Origin of the sequence: Pontibacter sp. SGAir0037 (assembly GCF_005491705.1) — a bacterium.
Taxonomy (GTDB): Bacteria; Bacteroidota; Bacteroidia; order Cytophagales; family Hymenobacteraceae; genus Pontibacter.
In genome coordinates this window covers 1,954,222-1,972,151 of the sequence record NZ_CP028092.1, presented here as the reverse complement: position 1 = coordinate 1,972,151, position 17,930 = coordinate 1,954,222, and the positions used below count along the sequence as shown (strand labels likewise).

17 protein-coding genes are annotated in these 17,930 nt (G+C 44.0%); 14 read left to right on the top strand and 3 right to left on the bottom strand.

What is annotated here, in order from left to right:
• Entirely contained in the window at positions 1-453 is a 453-nt protein-coding gene (locus C1N53_RS08020) for an OsmC family protein (protein ID WP_240773431.1), read from the top strand.
• A gap of 44 nt (positions 454-497) precedes the next feature.
• On the opposite strand, the gene C1N53_RS08015 is transcribed toward C1N53_RS08020, so the two are convergent.
• Entirely contained in the window at positions 498-836 is a 339-nt protein-coding gene (locus tag C1N53_RS08015; RefSeq protein ID WP_137758806.1) for a helix-turn-helix domain-containing protein, read from the bottom strand.
• Positions 837-956: 120 nt separating this feature from the next.
• Here C1N53_RS08015 and C1N53_RS08010 point away from each other — a divergent pair, with 120 nt between their 5' ends.
• The 3 genes from C1N53_RS08010 (at position 957) to C1N53_RS08000 (ending at position 2,267) form a co-directional block, all read left to right on the top strand.
• Complete coding sequence (locus C1N53_RS08010; protein WP_137758805.1) at positions 957-1,352, top strand: DoxX family protein; 396 nt, start codon at positions 957-959, stop codon at positions 1,350-1,352.
• Between the two features lie 214 nt (positions 1,353-1,566).
• Positions 1,567-1,905, top strand: a complete 339-nt coding sequence (locus C1N53_RS08005; protein WP_137758804.1) for an iron chaperone — start codon at positions 1,567-1,569, stop codon at positions 1,903-1,905.
• Positions 1,902-2,267, top strand: a complete 366-nt coding sequence (locus tag C1N53_RS08000; RefSeq protein ID WP_137758803.1) for a DUF2200 domain-containing protein — start codon at positions 1,902-1,904, stop codon at positions 2,265-2,267. Before C1N53_RS08005 ends, C1N53_RS08000 begins: the two co-directional genes overlap by 4 nt.
• A 246-nt stretch (positions 2,268-2,513) precedes the next feature.
• Here the strand turns inward: C1N53_RS08000 and C1N53_RS07995 are convergent, their stop codons facing one another.
• Positions 2,514-3,020, bottom strand: a complete 507-nt coding sequence (locus C1N53_RS07995; protein ID WP_137758802.1) for a hypothetical protein — start codon at positions 3,018-3,020, stop codon at positions 2,514-2,516.
• Between the two features lie 593 nt (positions 3,021-3,613).
• On the opposite strand from C1N53_RS07995, the gene C1N53_RS07990 reads away from it, so the two are divergent.
• From C1N53_RS07990 to C1N53_RS07975, 5 genes are all read left to right on the top strand, one after another.
• On the top strand, positions 3,614-4,540 hold the full coding sequence (locus tag C1N53_RS07990) for an AraC family transcriptional regulator (protein ID WP_137758801.1): 927 nt from the start codon (positions 3,614-3,616) through the stop codon (positions 4,538-4,540).
• A gap of 292 nt (positions 4,541-4,832) precedes the next feature.
• Positions 4,833-5,954 carry a T9SS type A sorting domain-containing protein gene (locus tag C1N53_RS07985; protein WP_137758800.1) on the top strand — a complete coding sequence of 374 codons (1,122 nt, stop codon included), beginning with the start codon at positions 4,833-4,835 and terminating at the stop codon, positions 5,952-5,954.
• A gap of 14 nt (positions 5,955-5,968) precedes the next feature.
• Positions 5,969-6,109, top strand: coding sequence for a hypothetical protein (locus tag C1N53_RS22495; protein WP_168193990.1), 141 nt, complete (start codon positions 5,969-5,971; stop codon positions 6,107-6,109).
• A 26-nt stretch (positions 6,110-6,135) separates the two neighbouring features.
• A complete protein-coding gene (locus C1N53_RS07980) occupies positions 6,136-6,963 on the top strand; it encodes an alpha/beta hydrolase (protein WP_137758799.1) in 828 nt (275 codons plus the stop codon).
• A gap of 153 nt (positions 6,964-7,116) precedes the next feature.
• Positions 7,117-7,395, top strand: a complete 279-nt coding sequence (locus C1N53_RS07975; protein WP_137758798.1) for a hypothetical protein — start codon at positions 7,117-7,119, stop codon at positions 7,393-7,395.
• Here C1N53_RS07975 and C1N53_RS07970 read toward each other — a convergent pair.
• Positions 7,388-8,275, bottom strand: a complete 888-nt coding sequence (locus C1N53_RS07970) for an AraC family transcriptional regulator (protein ID WP_137758797.1) — start codon at positions 8,273-8,275, stop codon at positions 7,388-7,390. The two genes, C1N53_RS07975 and C1N53_RS07970, sit on opposite strands and share 8 nt — an antisense overlap.
• Positions 8,276-8,493: 218 nt before the next feature.
• Here C1N53_RS07970 and C1N53_RS07965 point away from each other — a divergent pair, with 218 nt between their 5' ends.
• The 5 genes from C1N53_RS07965 to C1N53_RS07945 all read left to right on the top strand — a co-directional run bounded on the left by C1N53_RS07965 (position 8,494) and on the right by C1N53_RS07945 (position 17,918).
• A complete protein-coding gene (locus C1N53_RS07965; protein ID WP_137758796.1) occupies positions 8,494-10,899 on the top strand; it encodes a glycoside hydrolase family 127 protein in 2,406 nt (801 codons plus the stop codon).
• A gap of 81 nt (positions 10,900-10,980) precedes the next feature.
• A complete protein-coding gene (locus C1N53_RS07960; RefSeq protein WP_137758795.1) occupies positions 10,981-12,366 on the top strand; it encodes an aminopeptidase P family protein in 1,386 nt (461 codons plus the stop codon).
• 197 nt (positions 12,367-12,563) lie between these two features.
• Positions 12,564-14,219, top strand: coding sequence for a M1 family metallopeptidase (locus tag C1N53_RS07955; protein ID WP_137758794.1), 1,656 nt, complete (start codon positions 12,564-12,566; stop codon positions 14,217-14,219).
• 218 nt (positions 14,220-14,437) lie between these two features.
• Complete coding sequence (locus C1N53_RS07950) at positions 14,438-16,774, top strand: S9 family peptidase (protein ID WP_137758793.1); 2,337 nt, start codon at positions 14,438-14,440, stop codon at positions 16,772-16,774.
• 220 nt (positions 16,775-16,994) lie between these two features.
• Complete coding sequence (locus tag C1N53_RS07945; RefSeq protein ID WP_137758792.1) at positions 16,995-17,918, top strand: dihydrodipicolinate synthase family protein; 924 nt, start codon at positions 16,995-16,997, stop codon at positions 17,916-17,918.
• The last annotated feature ends 12 nt before the right edge of the window (positions 17,919-17,930 follow it).

Below are 17,930 nucleotides of genomic sequence, written 5' to 3'. Positions count from 1 at the left end.
TTGGGTAAAGTCAGCAGTTTCAGAGAAAATGAATTAACATTAAATGCTACAAAGATGAAAGTTACAGCTACAGTTGAAAACAGTCTCCATAAGAACATAGTTTCTGTTGAGACGAACGAGAATAGTCAGCAAATATCGATTCCCAGTAAATTCACCGGCTATGGTTCATCAGTTAATGGAGGTGAATTGTTGTGTGTGGCTTTGGCTACTTGTTTTTGTAATGATATATACAGAGAAGCAAATAAAAGAAATATAAAGGTAACGAAAGTTGTTGTGGAGGCATCTGCAGAATTTCTAGCGGAAGGAGCAGCTGGCTCAAATATAGTATATCATGCTAAGATAGAGGGGGATGCTTCAAATGAAGAATTACTAGCATTGGTAAAACATACGGATACAGTAGCAGAAGTTCATAATACCTTGAGGTCAGGTGTAAAGATTTCTCTGCTTTTGTAGAAACTATGCTTCCTCTTACTTCGACTCTTTACATAGAGAATAAATTACTTGCCGATGATCTTTTTCCTGTGCTGCAGGCCCCAGACATGTAACTCGTCCAGCAGCTTTTCAAGCGACATGCCCTGCCCGGTAATCGAGTACTGAACCGTTGGAGGGAAAGTGTCAAACACTTCCCTTTTAATTAGCTGGTTTGTCTCCAGGCTTTTCAACTCTTTAGACAGGGTTTTGCCTGTTATTCCTGCTACTTCCCTGCTGATCTCTTTAAATCGTTTTGACCCGCCCGACAGGGAGAACAGAATCAATAGCTTCCATTTCCCTTCCAGCACTTCAAGCGCGTCTTTGATGGAGAGCATTGTTTTCGGGCAACCGCCTTTTGTCAACATATCTTCTGTTTTTTAACCATTACTTTCTTTTAAGATAGCGCTTTCCAAAAGGAAAGTAATATACCATGTATAGCAAATATAGGCAATTTTAGGTCACTCAAACTTAAAGGATGAAAGACAATGGCAAAACAAATAAACAAAGAAGTATTAAACGTAATCCTATGGATTGTTCAGGTTCTGCTCACATGTATATTTACTTGGGCAGGCGTAATGAAATTGCTTCAGCCCGACGAGTTACCTTGGCTGTGGGTAAAAGAAGATCCTGGACTGGTAACGGTTTCAGGAATCGCAGATTTAATAGCAGGTATCGGTTTAACAGTGCCTTCTTTGCTTAGAATTAAACCGCAATTGACTATTTACGCAGCTTACGGAACCATAGCATTGATGATTTCCGCCAGTGTGTTTCACATGATGAGAGGCGAAGGAAATCAAATCGGTTTCAATATGTTTATGTTGGTTGCAGCGATTTTTATCATTTGGGGCAGGCGCAGAAAAGCTCGCATAGGGCCAAAATAATAAAAGGCAGTCGCTGGTACTTTGCCTAATCTTTCAGGCTTTTTAAGTCTGATAGTGGGGTGGTCTGCAGAGGAAATGATTTTTTCATTTGTATATTTTTGGGTTTTGTTCAGTATATTCGGTAATTCTATTCCATTTCTCCGGTGGTGGTTTAACAGGAGAGCGGCATGCTGGCTTTGCTGAAGTGATAGTCTATGCTAAAAGACAACAGACGATGAATGATGTTGAAAAATATATATCGCAGTTTAACCCTGTAATTCAAGTCAGGCTGACAGAACTAAGGCAGCTTTTGTTTGAAGTGTTTCCCGACGCTGAAGAAAGTATCCGCTATAAAATGCCGGCTTATAAAGTTGGAAAGCAATATGTATATTTTGCAGCTTATGAGAAGCACATTGGTTTTTACCCGGTTTATGGATTAGCAGGAATAGAAGGCGAACTTAACCCTTACAGAGCCAAGGGGACAAAAGACACATTACATTTTTTGCATAGCCAGCCTTTGCCAAACGAACTTATCAGAAAAATTATACAATTGAAAGCAACATCCTCTGAATGAAAGCAAGTGCCGAACATAATTTGCGAGTAGCAAAATTGACTTTTGCTTCAGTTTACCCGCACTATATTACTAAAGTTGTGAACAAGGGTAGAACAAAAGAAGAATTGCATCAGGTAATAGAGTGGCTGACTGGCTTTGACGACAATAAATTGCAAGAATTGATTGATGATAAAGTGACTTTTGAGACCTTCTTCACGAGAGCAACATTAAACCCAAACGCTCACCTGATTACAGGAGTAATTTGCGGGTATCGCATAGAAGAAATTGAAAATCCTGTTACCAAACAAGTGAGGTATTTAGATAAGTTGGTGGATGAACTGGCAAAAGGTAAAAAAATGGAAAAGATTTTAAGGGTTGCTTAAAACGAATGATTCCGTTTGTACAGGCCTGAGGCGCGTGCTCTGCTAACCTACTGTTAAGTTTAAGAAGATTGCCAAGTTCAACAATACCCGTGGCAGAAATATTTAACAGATGAAGATGCTTTAAACTAACACATATGTAAGCGCAACAGAGGTAATCGCGGCTGCTACTATCGTGCAAGTTTAAACAATGAAATTCCGAAACAGAAACCTTTGTGTGTACAGGAGTAGCTACGCCAGCGGAATACCTTATACTGCATGTAAATGCTGATACAGAATTTCGGCTGCAGCCTGCAATAGTGGAAAGTCGGTGGACCGTGGCTGGCAGCGCTTCATATCGAAATGGCAGAGGCTTCCAAAAGGAAATCCGTTTGTGTCGCGTACTAATACGCCGCAGTAAGACGTGACGGGGGTTAGAACTATACCTTTCACGCGTACGTCTTCGGTCGCATCAAAAATTTCCAAGGCCTGTTGCTTTTGCAAGAGCGAACAATAGGTAGCCGCCATTGGTGCATCTTCCCCTTTTTGTACGTTAGGGTCGTATTTGTCGTAGATCGCCAGGTTGCGCAGCGTATCTCCATCGTACTTGTAAAATCCGGTATAGCGATGGGGAGTTCTTTTGTTTAAATACCGCAGGGCTCCGTGTACTCCCGAAGTTTCAAGTGCTGCCTTAAAATCACGAAGCTCATTTGAAAAATCATCAGATGTGCTTACCTCATTTCGCATCATTTTCAGGTTATCTGTTTTAGGGCCCATTGTCTCAATCGTACTCTCCTTTTCTTTTCTCTCTTGCGGTATACCAATTTAATCAGCAAAAGTTTTAAAACAAGGTAGTGTCCTGGTTTTAGTAAATTTAGACATAGGTTCATGTTTGCAATAAGCTAAACAGCCATAGCAGGGTTGATGAAGGAGTCAAACATCGGTACATCTTCCGATCGAATTCAGGAAGGGGAGGAGCTTAGTGTGGATATTAGCCAAGAATAAGTTTAATAAATACAAGTTACTTCTAATATATAACTTTCCTTTTGATAAAGCCGGCTACTTTGTTGTTTGCGTCGTGCTCTATGTTGGCACCTCCATATCAGAAGAAGTAATAATATTTACAAAGGCTACAATAATCAAGACCATTGGCCCGCACCAGAGCTGTTTCCTTAATGCCGGAAAAGAGAACAACACGTTTTACCTATAAGACTTGAGGTAACCTTTCGCAGGTAAAATCCTCTTATTCCTCATTATAGCAAGGATTCTTCGGAACGGTTCAGGAAAAGCAGGAAATTATTAATCCCGGATAAGAACATTGCGTAAATTTTATAATATTGAATTAAATTACTTTTTTATTACATTAAACAATGAAAGCTTATAAGGGGATAAAAATCATAAATAACCTGCATGATTTTTACAGGGAGGCAGGCATTCCTGAACCTTACTCAGAACACTTTGACTGCCACTCCTACGAAGACACTGCCCAGATGGTGAGGCGAACCATGCCCGCCTACAGGGGAATGTTCAACCAGATTTGTTTGATTACAAAGGGCAAAATCCATGTGAAGGCAAACAACAAATGCCTGGATGTAGAGCCCATTTCCCTGATGCTTTCCGGGGCCGGACATGTGCACTCATGGGATCTGGCGCAAGACCTGCAGGGGTACGTGCTGCATTTTTCAATAGGCTTCTTCTCCATCAATTCCCAGAAAAGCGACCTGTTTGAAACCTTCTCTTTCTTAAGGGAGGGGAAGGTGAGCGTTCTGACGCTGAAGGAATGCCAGGCAAAGCTAATCTCTTTCCTGTTCAGGCGAATGCAGGAGGAACAGGCAGAGCAAAGCCGTGGGAGGGACGAGCTGATCAGGTCTTACCTGCTCACCCTGCTGCTGGAGGCAAGGAAAGCGGTCAGCCATACGCATACAATGTCTACGGAGGCTAGTTTGGCCAACAGCCAAACAATCAATAAATTCCAGCAGCTTATTAACCAGCACCTCAGGCACCTGACAGACGAGAAGCCCTCTCACCTGAAGTCGGTAAAAGACTACGCGCACGAGCTGTGTATACACCCCAACTACCTCAACGAGATGGTGCAGAAGGTGCTGGGGAAGTCTGCCAGCCAGCTTTTGCAGGAAAGGACAGCCCAGGAGGCGCTCACCCTGCTCCGGCAGACAGACCTGACTGTTTCACAGGTTGCCTACAGGCTTGGCTTTGAGTCGGTGTCGTACTTCAGCCGGTTCTTTAAAAGAGTGACGGGCTATACCCCTTCAGAATACCGGGTACTGCTGAAACTTTGAAGAGTGACAACAATACTTTGTTATAGATAAAACCCTTTCCAAGCATACCGGCTTTATTTGCACTTAAATAATATAGAGCTGCCGGATATGAAACAGTAGTACAAAGCGCCTTTTACATTACCTTATTTCTGCCCAACATCTTGTGTTAAAACAGGAAAGCAAGCCACTGTTTGCTTTGGCTTACCGTAGCCAGGCATGATTACCTGCCGCTTGCGGAGATGACGGCAGTGCTGTGGCAGAAGGGGGATACACAACCAAGCAACCAAAACATACTTAATACCTTTTACGATTTATGGCATTGACAACCCACCGGCTGTTGCTGCTTTTGCTATTGGCCCTGCTGGCGCTCACAACGCAGGGACAGTCGCTCATGCACTACGCCACCACTGTTGAGGCAACCAGCAACAGCATCACCTCAAGCCGCGTTAAGAACTCCTCCCGGGCTGTTGACGCAGACCTCACGAACTTTGCTACCGTTGAGTCGCCTGTGCTCTCGGTGGGGAATACTGAGTACCTCCGGCTGGGGTTCAACTCTACGATTCCCGCAGGCCATCATACAGGGTTTATGGTTAGCATGAGTGCTCCGGTGCTGAGCCTAAGCCTCTTGCCAGCCATTACCATCAGGACCTACGACAGCAATAACCGGCAGGTAGAAGAGGTTACCATGGGGCAGCATTTCCTGAACCTTTCTCTTTTTTCGGGCACGACAGCTCCAGCCAGACTGGAGTTCATCAACACCAAGCCCTATGCGCGCCTGGAGTTCCGCATCACCTACCCGGTGGGTCTGAGCCTGGGCGGTGATCTGCGAATTTACTACGGCTATAGCCATGCCCCGTATACTCCGCTGCCGGTCGAGTTGGGGGCTTTTAATGGGCGTATGGCGGCCAGGGCCATTGACCTGAGTTGGGAAACCTTGTCTGAAAAGAACAGCAGCCACTTTGTAGTGGAGCGGAGCAATGGCAGGGGCACGTCGTTTGACAGCATCGGTACAGTTGCCGGAGCAGGCAACAGCTATGCCAGGCGGAAGTATAGCTTCTGCGACCAAAGCCTTGTCAACTCCCGGCCCGACACCTACTACTATCGCCTGAGACAGGTGGATGAGGACGGTTCGACATCCTTTTCAAAAGTCATTGCTTTGGATTGGCGTGGCTTCATAACACAGGGTGTTGTAAAGCTTTATCCTAACCCATCCAGGGGGAACAGCGCGATAAGCCTGGAACTGACGTTGGAGCCACTGCAGGGGCAGTCGGTATATGTGTATACCCTGGAAGGCAGGTTGGTGAAACAGGTGCAGGTAAGCAACAGGCATACTTTCCTGCAGGTAAGCGACCTTATGCCGGGCCTGTACGTGTTGGTGCTGCCAGCGGAAGAGGGGAACAGGCAGGTAAAAGAAAAGCTGCTTATAACCAAGTAGAGAAACAACCGCAAGTGTTAGAAATACGCTATGGCATTAAACAGAAGGAAGAAGCTATGCCAACCGCCGCACTGCCAAGCGATAGAAATAAATATAAACCTGAATATTTATTTCTTTTAGCTGATATCTATGGTAATTTTAAGGAGGTTTATTAGCCTGATTAAAACTAAAGATAAGCAGTATGAAAAGATTTCTCCTTCTTGTATTCCTGACAGGATGCAGTTTAGTAGCAGGTGCACAGGATGTGCCTTATGAAACGAAGCAAAATGTTCGGTACTACAGTAATGCCATCAACCAATCAGATACCTATATTAATGAACGTTGCGCGTTGGATTTTTACTTTCCAAAAAATAGAAAGGGGTTTGCCACCATTGTATGGTTCCACGGGGGAGGGCTGACCGGTGGCAGCAAAGAGATACCAGCATCGCTGAAAGGGCAGGGGGTTGCGGTTGTTGCTGTTAACTACCGCCTGTATCCGAAAGCGAAGTCACCTGCCTATATACAGGATGCAGCAGCAGCGGTAAGCTGGGTATTTAAGAATATTGAAAGCTTTGGAGGCGATCCTTCCCTTGTTTTTGTTTCCGGTCATTCAGCGGGAGGGTACTTAGCTTCCATGATCGGCTTAGACAAATCGTGGCTGAAGCAGCATAACATTGATGCAGATCGCATTGCCGGGCTCATTCCTTTTAGCGGGCATACGATCACGCACATGACGGTGCGTGAAGAGCAGGGTATCCCGGACACCCAACCAACCGTTGATAAGCTTGCTCCCCTGTACCACGTACGTTCCGATGCGCCCCCCTTGCTGCTTATCACAGGAGACAGGGAACTGGAGATGCTGGGCCGCTACGAGGAAAACGCCTACATGATGCGTATGATGAAAATAGCCGGCCATAAAGAAACAGTGCTGCTGGAACTGGATGGATACGACCATGGAGGCATGGCCTATCCTGCCTTTCCCTTGCTGTTAAAAGAAGTGCGCCGGATAACGGAGAAGAAAAAGAAGTAAATAATTAGGGGGAAGTTTGTAAAAACCGCCTTCTTGCTGAAATTCCGTCCACTACTAGAGACGAAAACTGGTGGAGGGTATAATGGTTCATTGCTTTCCTGTTGAAGTAAGTCAGAAGCCACTCCGGTCTGGAGTGGCTTTGTTTTTTAACAAATGTTCAGCGGGGGAGGCATACGTTCTCTTAGCTGTGCATCTTATCCGCAGGCATGGGATTATCTGGGAATTGATGAGGAACTTTCTAACAATACCATTTACAAAGACCACTTTGGTTTTATGTGGTTTGGTACCGACGATGGGTTGAACCAGTACAATGGCTATGATTTCAAGAAGTTCAGAAATACTATTCGCCATTCCACCTCTTTAATTCATAACCAAGTAAATGTAGTAGCAAGAAAACCCTTTCAGGTCCATCACCAGAGATGCGTTAACTGAGCTGTAAAGGAAATTTCTCTTTATGCAGCTTTATGTATTCAGAAGGAGTAAAACCAGTAATATCTTTAAACTGGCGGTTAAAATAGGAAATATTATCATAACCACACTCAAAAGCCGTTTCACGTACGTTCCACCTGTCTTCTATTAACAGCCTGCAGGCGTGCCCAATTCGAATTTCGTTAAGAAATTCAGAAAAGGTCTTGCGGGTATGCTGCTTAAAATAGCGGCAAAAGGCATTAACGCTCATATTGGCAATGTCGGCAGCTTTTTGCAGTTTTATCTCTTCAGAGAAGTTGTTCATGATATAGGTAAATACATCATTTATTTTTTTACTGTCAGCGTCTTTCTGTGGTCCGTCAAAACCAACCGAAGAGAGAAGCTCAACTTCTCTGGATAAAGCAAGTAAATTTAAGATTGAGAAGAGGCTGATAAACAACTCAAAACCATCTAATTCTACCATCTGATGTACGAGCCTGCTGACTTTTTCTTTGGTATGGCCTTTAATCACGATGCCCCGTTTGCTGTTGAGTAGGAGCCGCTGTATAGGATAAACTTCGGGCAGGGAAAGAAAAGCTTCCCCAAAAGATTCTATCTGAAAGAAAACAGAGATATTGCTGGCTTTGAGTAATGGGTCATGTTCATAGTATTTTTTGTCGTTCCGGAACACGTGGGGCAGGTTGGGTCCCAGTAACAGGATATCACCTTTCCCAAAGCTGCCAATACTATCTCCTATAAACCTGGTACCCGACCCTTCGGTAATTAACATGATCTGTACCTCTGGGTGAAAATGAAGGTTATCATAGAAATGCTCTTGCTTATCATATTGCACACGAACAGTTTCACCAGTTGATTTAGGAATCTGAAAGTAGATGGGTTTCATGGCTTGATATAGGTGAGTTAAACAATGTTATTCTTAAGTTAAGCATAAATTAAATAAGATGGTAGTATAGTGTCAGGATTTGGTTAAATACTGAAACTATAGCAGGTCAGAAAAGAATAGATTTGCCTAAGTGCCATCGCTGTTCTACTGCAAGGAATTAGTTCGTTCCTGTGTGTCGCGCTTAATATAAGGTGGCAGTTCCATTTAACCAATCATACATGAAAACGAATCCTATAAGAAGCAAGGCCTTTTTATCGCTTCTGTTCAGCGGTACACTGTTGGGCAGTCCATCATTAGCACAATCATATGTGCCAAAGAAACAGGATGATAAAATGCAGGTAAAGCCCCACGTGCCTGTCAGAGCATATGCGTTTGGTCTGGAGGATGTAAAGCTGTTGCAGAGCTCTTTTACAGATGCAATGCAGGCAGATGTTAACTACCTATTAAAACTAGAGCCGGATCGCTTTTTATCAGATTTTAGAGTACATGCAGGTTTAAAGCCCAAGGCTGAAAAGTATGGGGGCTGGGAGTCGTCGGGGCTGGCAGGGCATAGCCTGGGGCACTATTTATCGGCCTGTGCCATGCAATATGCTGCCTCTGGAGATGCAGAATTTCTAAAGAGGGTAAACTACATTGTTGATGAGCTGGCACTGTGTCAGGAAGCCCGGAAAACAGGTTATGTGGGTGCTATACCTAACGAAGACAAGATGTGGGCTGAAGTTGCCAGTGGAGACATCCGTTCGAAAGGCTTTGACCTGAACGGTGCTTGGGCCCCTTGGTATACAGTACATAAGATTATGGCTGGTTTGCTCGATGCGTACCAGTACTGCAACAATCAGAAAGCGCTGCAGGTGAATATCGGCATAGCCGACTGGGCAGGGGAAACGGTAAAAGGCCTGAGCGAAGAAAAGATGCAGGAAATGATGATTTGCGAGTATGGTGGCATGAGCGAAGCACTAGTAAATACATACGCTATTACAGGCCATAAAAAGTACCTCGACCTTTCTTATCGCTTTTATGATAAACGCATTCTCGATCCCTTAGCAAAAGGGGAGGATATACTACCAGGTAAACATTCTAATACCCAAATACCTAAAATTATAGCGAGCGCCCGCAGGTACGAGCTTACTGGCGATCAGAGAGATCTAAATATTGCTGATTTCTTCTGGAAAACAGTTACAGAAAAGCATGCCTACGCCACAGGTGGCAATAGTAACTACGAGTACCTGAGCGAGCCGGGTAAGCTAAACGATAAACTGACAGAGAATACCACCGAAACCTGCAACACCTATAATATGCTTAAGCTAACAAGGCATCTTTTTGCTTTGCAGCCTTCGGCCCACCTGATGGATTACTACGAAAAAGGCCTATATAACCACATATTGGCTTCACAGAACCGTGAGGATGGTATGATGACTTATTTTGTGCCGCTCCGGATGGGAGGCCAGAAGCATTATAGCTCTCCTTTTCACGACTTTACCTGTTGTGTAGGCTCTGGTATGGAAAATCATGTGAAGTATGGCGAAAGTATTTACTTTCAGGGCGAAGACGGAAGCCTGTATGTAAATTTGTTTATTCCCTCCGAACTTAACTGGCAGGAGAAGGGTGTAAAGATTAAACAAGAAACAGAACTACCTGCAAGTAACTTGATTTATTTTACCGTTTCCACAGCTAAAACTGTTTCCTTCCCGATGTACATCCGGAAGCCGCACTGGGCGAGAAGTACCGAAATAAAAGTGAATGGTAAAGTGCAAAAGGTACAGTTGAGCCAGGAAGGTTATATTGTGCTACACAGAAAGTGGAAGCAGAATGATAAAGTAGAGTTCATGGCTACTTCGGATGTGTATACGGAGGCCATGCCAGATAATCCGGATAGAAGAGCGGTGTTTTATGGGCCTGTTTTACTGGCTGGTATTTTAGGAGATAAGGAGCCCGAGCCTGTTAAAGGTATTCCTGTGCTGGTTACAACAGACAATAACCCGAATAACTGGCTTACCAAGGTAAATCAGCAGCAGATAAGCTTCCAAACAGCCGGTTTAGGAGTGCCCAATGATGTGCAATTGATTCCTTTCAACCAGACATCGAAAGAATTTTATACAGTATACTGGGATGTGTTTTCGCCGGACGGTTGGGAGAAACAGCAAAAAATTTATCAAGAAGAGAAACTAAAACAACAGGAGATCGAGGCCAGAACGATAGATATTTTACGTGTTGGGGAAATGCAACCTGAAAGAGATCATGACCTGACAGGTGAGCATACAACAGCAGGTGATAACCACGCCAGAAAGTGGCGTTCTGCTGACAATGGCGGGTATATGAGCTTTACATTGAAAGTTGCTCCTGAAGCTGTAAATACACTGATGGCGAGCTACTGGGGCATGGATAACAGGGGCAGAATATTTGACATCCTGATTGATGATGTGGTAATTGCAACAGAAGATTTGAATAAGTACAAAGACAGCCGCTTTTATGATGTTTCTTATGTTATACCACAGGAGCTGGTTAAAGGTAAAAAAAGTGTTACTGTTAAATTACAGGCGAAAAAAGGAAATAGTGCCGGACCTGTTTATGGTATACGTATAGTAAAAGATGCGGCTTCACCGGCCAGTTCATCCGCTAAGTAATCGTTTGGGTTCATTAATAAATATGATTTAAAATTATAAGTGCTGTACTTTGTCTAGAGGTACATATGGCCTTTCACTCTTATGTTTGATAAAGAAGTTTATATAAAGCGGAGGGAGCAACTCCGGAAACAGGTTGGCAATGGAATTATTCTGCTCCTTGGCAACGAAGAAAGCAGCATGAACTATAAAGACAACTGGTACCCATTCCGCCAGGATAGTTCTTTTCTGTATTTCTTTGGACTTGACAGACCTGGTCTTGCGGCAGTAATTGATAGTGATAGTGGAAATGAATTAGTATTCGGAGACGAAGCAACAGTAGATGACATTGTCTGGAACGGAACACAGGTTTCTTTAAAAGAAGAAGCCTTTAAAACAGGTGTTTCAACTGTGCAGCCATATAGTTCTTTGCCTGTATTTTTAGAAAGAGTAGTGGCGAGTCAGCAAAAGGTGCACTATCTGCCGCCTTACAGGCCTGAGAATCTACTGAAGTTAAGTACCTGGCTACAAGTGGCACCACGTGCTGTTAAAGAAAATGCTTCAGTAACTCTTATTAAAGCGATAGTAGCGCAACGTTCCATTAAATCGCAACTAGAGGTACGTGAGATTGAAAAGGCGGTAAATATTACGGTTGCTATGCAGTTAAAAGCCATTAAAGCCGCGCAGGAAGGGATGACGGAGGCGCAGGTAGCGGCAATGGTGCAGGAGGTAGCCATCTCAGAAAATGTACAAATGGCTTTCTCTTCTATTTTAACCGTAAATGGGCAAACCCTGCATAACCACTACAGTGCTACTGTTTTGCAAAAAGGACTGATGGTATTGTGCGATTGTGGGGCTGAGTCGCCTATGCACTATGCAGGCGACCTTACCAGAACGTTTCCTGTAGGCAATACCTTTTCGCAGCGGCAACGCGAAGTATATGAGATCGTGTTAAGTGCCTATGAAGGCGCAGCAAGTTTGTTAAAGCCTGGTATATTATTCAAAGATGTGCATACAGGTGCCTGCGAGAAACTGGTAGAGGGACTTAAGCAGATAGGGCTGATGCGAGGCGATGCAAAGGAGGCAGTAGAGCAAGGTGCACATGCATTGTTCTTTCCCTGTGGCTTAGGGCATATGCTAGGACTGGATACACATGATATGGAAGACCTGGGAGAGGAGTATGTAGGATACACAGAATCCTTAAAAAAAAGCACACAATTTGGCCTTAAATCGTTGCGCCTGGGCCGTTCGCTTGAACCAGGATTTGTTTTAACAGTGGAACCAGGCTTGTACTTTATTCCGGAACTCATAGATAGGTGGTCTGCTGAGAAAAAGTATGCTGATTTTATCAACTATGATAAAGTTGCAACCTATAAAGATTTTGGAGGCATTCGCATAGAGGAAGATTACCTTATAAACGAGGAAAAAGGTGTTGTAATAGGTAAGCCGTTGCCTAAAACTGCTGATGCTATAGAAGAACTCAGAGTTTAATTCCTGCATCATATAAAACAGAAAACAAGCAACGTTTGTCTTAGAAGTTCGCTTTAAAGGTTAATGACAGCCTAGCTGAAAAGTTGCAAGACATCTTACAAAATGTGCTCTTCTCTGGCTATTAATTACGTGGCGAAATGATCGATCTAATTCATAATTTCTAATTCTTAAATCTTAATTCTTAATTCCAATAAACCATGTCCTATAAGAATAGCTGGTCCTGCCTTTTTATATTAACCATAGTTTTACTTTGTGGTATTGGCGCAGTAGCCCAGAATAAAACTTTTTCCAGGCAGGATTCACTTCGTGGTGCTGTCACTCCTGAGCGCGCGTGGTGGGACTTAACCTATTATCATCTTAACATTCGGGTAAATCCCGCTGACAGCACCATTGGGGGAGTAAATACGATTCAATACAAAGTGCTTCAGCCAAAGCAGGTCATGCAGGTAGATTTGCAGGAGCCCATGAAGCTTGAAAAGGTGGTGCAAAACGGGAAGGAGTTAAAGTTTAAAAGAGAAGGAAATGCCTTTTTTGTGCAGCTCGAAGAAAGTCAGCAAGCAGGTGCTTTAAATCAGGTTGATGTATACTACAATGGAAAACCTGCTGTCAGCAAGAACCCACCCTGGAGTGGCGGAATCACCTGGAAGAAGGATGCAAAAGGAAATCCGTTTATAGCCAATTCAAATCAAGGTGATGGAGCCAGCATGTGGTGGCCCTGCAAAGACCACATGTACGATGAGCCGGATAGCATGCAGATAAGTGTGCGAGTGCCTGAGCACCTGATGGATGTTTCCAACGGAAAGCTGAGGAAGGTGGAGCAGCATAACGATAAAACTAAAACCTACCACTGGTTTGTTGCTAACCCTATCAATAACTACGGCGTGAACATCAGCATTGCAGACTATGCTCACTTTTCTGAAAAGTACCAGGGCGAAAAAGGTACCTTAGACTGTGATTACTATGTACTGAAGGAAAACCTGGATAAAGCCAAAGAACAGTTCAAAGATGCGCCACGTATGCTGCAAGCTTTTGAGCATTGGTTTGGGCCTTATCCTTTTTATGAGGATGGTTATAAATTAATAGAAGTGCCATATCTGGGCATGGAGCATCAAAGTGCTGTAACTTATGGGAATGGGTACCAGAACGGCTACAGAGGCAGAGATGGAAGTGGCTCCGGATGGGGACTTAAATTTGATTTTATTATTATCCATGAATCTGGTCATGAATGGTTTGCCAACAACATTACCTATAAAGATATTGCTGACATGTGGATTCACGAAAGCTTTACCAATTACTCTGAAAATCTTTTCCTGGACTACCATTATGGTAAGGAAGCCAGTAGTGCCTATGTAATTGGAACAAGGCAGGGTATCCGCAACGATATTCCTATTATCGGGGTGTATGATGTAAATCAAAGAGGCTCTGGCGATATGTATCCGAAGGGTGGAAACATGTTGCACACCCTTCGCCAGATTGTGAACAATGACGAGAAGTGGCGAAATATACTTCGAGGCATGAACAAGGAGTTTTATCACCAGACGGTTACTACACAACAGATTGAGGACTATTTAAGTCAGCAGGTTGGCCGTAACCTGGCACCTGTTTTCGACCAGTACCTGCGCGATGTGCGAATTCCTAAACTGGAGTATAAAGTAACAGGAAGCAAGCTTTCTTACAGGTGGAGTAACAGCGTGAAAAATTTCGATATGCCTGTGAAGGTGTTTGTGGATGGAAAAGAGAAGTGGCTGGAGCCAACCACGACCTGGAAAGAAATGAAAGGACTAAAGAAGAATGCCTCTGTTAAGGTAGATCCAAATTTTTATGTAGAGGCGGGGTCCTTGCCAGTACAGTAGCATATACGGCTGCCTAAAAGAAGTCTCATTCAATTGTCTGTTCGCATTGAGTGGGACTTCTGCATTTGTAAACAATACAGTATGTTATTCTCCAGGAATCGCTTTTCACGGCAAAATGGAAACAAGGTTAATATAGTATTACAATGTGCTAACATGTTGAAGGAGTTTATTAGATTATAAATGCATCTTGCTCATGTCTAACAATCACAACATTCATCATGGCTGCGATTCCAAATGCAGGTGTCGGCTCTTGTTCAGGCAAGGGAGGTACCAACCAACATCTTTTTGTCTTATTTCTGCTTATTCTTTTTCCGAGCCTGTTATGGGCTCAGGGTACTAAAGAAGATTACCTCCGGGCCGAATCATTCAAAAAGAAAGTGGAGGGGAAAGTATTTAACACCCCATATGCCTTTCAGTGGCTGGAGAAAGAAAATAAGTTCTGGTATATAAATAACACACCTCAGGGCAAAGAATTTGTGCTTGTTGATGCGGACAAACAAACTCGTAAACCGGCATTCGACCAGGCAAAGCTGGCAAAAGGATTAGCTACGGCATCAGGTAAGCCAGTAGAACCTTATAACCTGCCTTTTTCTACTATCGAATTTTTGGAAGGCGGTAAGATGTTAGAATTTGAATATGATGATAAACGCTGGCAATATATACTCAGCACAAGTAAACTAGTAGACAAGGGAAAGGTAGAGCCCAAAGAGAGACCTAATAGATATTGGGGAGCTGGAGCGAATGAGCTAAATAACAAACCTGTCGTTTCTCCGGATGGTAAATGGCTAGCTTTTATCAAAAATTTTAATGTTTACATCAAAGATAACGCATCCGGGGAAGAAGAGTACCAGTTGAGTTATGATGGCTCTGAGGGGGAGTATTACTCGTCGTTTTTTTCCTGGTCGCCAGATTCAAAAAAACTGGCAACCAATAAGGTGCGGCCTAACAAAGAACACCTGATCTACTTTGTGGAATCTTCTCCGGAGGATCAGCTTCAGCCCAAACTGCACTCTCGGAACTACCTGAAGCCGGGCGATGCACTGCCGCAGCGCGCACCTCAGTTATTTCTGGTAGAGGACAAGAAACAGCTTGATGTCGATGCCTCTCTGCTGGAAGACCAATACAACCTGACCTACCCGGTGTGGCGCAAAGACAGCCGCGGCTTTACCTTCGAGTATAACCAGCGGGGTCACCAGGCCTATAGAGTGCTGGAGGTGGAAGCCTCGACTGGCAAGGTGAAAGAGTTGATAAGCGAAGAGAGCAAAACCTTCATCGACTACAGCGGCAAAAAGTACCGCTACGATGTGGCAGACGGCAAGGAGATCATCTGGGCTTCGGAGCGAGACGGCTGGAACCACCTGTACCTCTACGATGGGACTACGGGCAAGGTGAAGAGCCAGATAACAAAAGGTGAATGGGTGGTGCGGCGGGTGGTGCACGTAGATGAACTCAAGCGGAAAATCATATTGGAGGGAAGTGGCAAAGAGCAGGGGCAGGATCCTTACCTGATCCAATACTACAGCGTGAACTTCGACGGTACCGGTTTGACTGCCCTTACAACGGAAGACGCCAACCATAAAGCTGTCTTTTCACCGGATTTTACCTATTTTGTAGATACTTATTCTAAAGTAGACCTGCCTCCAACCACAGTGTTGCGCAGTGCCGCAGACGGGAAGATAGTGATGGAGTTAGAGCAGGCGGATGCAACGGCATTGTTGGCAGCTGGATGGAAAGCACCTGAAGTGTTTACTGCAAAAGGCAGAGATGGTAAAACAGATATTTGGGGAATAATTGTAAGGCCATCAAATTTTGATCCCGCCAAGCAGTACCCTGTGATTGAGTACATTTACGCAGGTCCCCACAGTTCTTTTGTGCCAAAGACCTATAATCCTAACTCCCGATTTATGCATGAACTGGCAGAGCTAGGTTTTGTAGTGGTGCAGATGGATGGCATGGGTACATCAAACCGATCCAAGGCTTTTCATGATGTGTGCTGGAAAAACCTGAAGGATGGCGGCTTTCCAGACCGAATTGCCTGGATGAAAGCGGCTGCGCAAAAATACTCCTACCTGGATCTGAATCGTGTAGGGATTTTTGGAACATCTGCTGGAGGGCAGAGTTCAGCAGGAGCTCTGCTTTTTCACCCTGAGTTTTACAAAGTGGCTGTTTCTTCAGCTGGTTGCCATGATAACCGCATGGATAAAATCTGGTGGAACGAGCAGTGGATGGGTAAAATTGGACCCCACTATGCCGAGTCTTCAAACGTGGTAAACGCCCACAAGCTGCAAGGGAAATTAATGCTGATCCTGGGGGAGCTGGATGATAATGTAGATCCTGCTTCTACGCTTCAGGTGGTGAACGCATTGATCAAAGCCAATAAAAATTTTGATTTCCTGATGGTGCCGGGTATGGGGCATTCTTCAGGCGGAGATTATGGCGAACGCAAGCGCCGGGACTTCTTTGTAAAACACCTTCTCAGTATAGATCCGCCAGCATGGGAAAATTCAGATAGCCCTGCCAGAGCTACGGGCGGAGCGATAGGTATGACAAAGTAGACTAAAGCATACCAACTCGTTTACAACTTTAATGTATAGATAGTTAAAAGAATGAGTTGTTCTTATTTTAACCATGTATAAGAATATGCTTTATAATAGAAGGTAGTATAGTATCATGATTTGGTTGAATACTGAAATTTCTAAAGCAGCTCATGCATTAGTTTTGCTCCATGGTAGTAAGAGTTATTAGATTGATTCACAACTAAAAGATAACAAATTTATGAGTGTAAAATGGGAGGGAGTTTTCCCGGCAGTAACCACAAAGTTCACAGCAGAAGATGAACTTGATATTCCGGCTTTTGTAGCTAACCTTGAGGCTCAACTTGCAGCAGGTGTTGACGGAATTATTTTAGGGGGCACACTTGGCGAAGCGAGTACTTTATCCGACGAAGAGAAATTTGAGCTGGTTAGGCAGACGGTGGCTTTTGTGGATGGCCGTGTACCTGTAATTTTAAACATTGCCGAACAAACAACCGCTAAAGCTATTGAAGTAGCTGCTACTGCTAAGAAGAACGGTGTAAGCGGCTTAATGCTGCTTCCTCCAATGCGTTATAAAGCAGATGCCAGTGAAACGGTTGCTTACTTCAAGGCTATTGCGAAATCAACTGATTTGCCTATCATGATCTATAACAACCCGATTGACTACCGTATTGAGGTAACATTGGATATGTTTGAAGAATTGACAGCGTGTGCTAATATCCAGGCGGTGAAAGAATCAACTCGTGAAACTTCCCGAGTTACGGAGATGATCAATCGCTTCGGTGACCGATTCAAGATTCTGAGTGGTGTTGATACAATTGCTTTCGAAAGTCTGGTACTAGGTGCTGATGGTTGGGTAGCAGGTCTGGTATGTGCTTTCCCTGCTGAAACAGTGGCTATTTACCGTTTGGTTAAAGCCGGCAGAATAGCCGAGGCAGTTGCTATAAATCGTTGGTTTTATCCGCTATTGCAACTGGATGTGCATCCTAAACTGGTGCAGAACATTAAGCTGGCTGAATTAATGACGGGTTTAGGTACAGAACAAGTGCGGCTGCCAAGAATGCCCTTAGAGGGCGAAGAACGTGAGCGTGTATTGGGTATTATTGAAAATGCCTTACAAAAAAGACCAGTTCTTCCTGAGGTGGAAGTAGCCGATCTGGTCTAAAATAAGCACAAA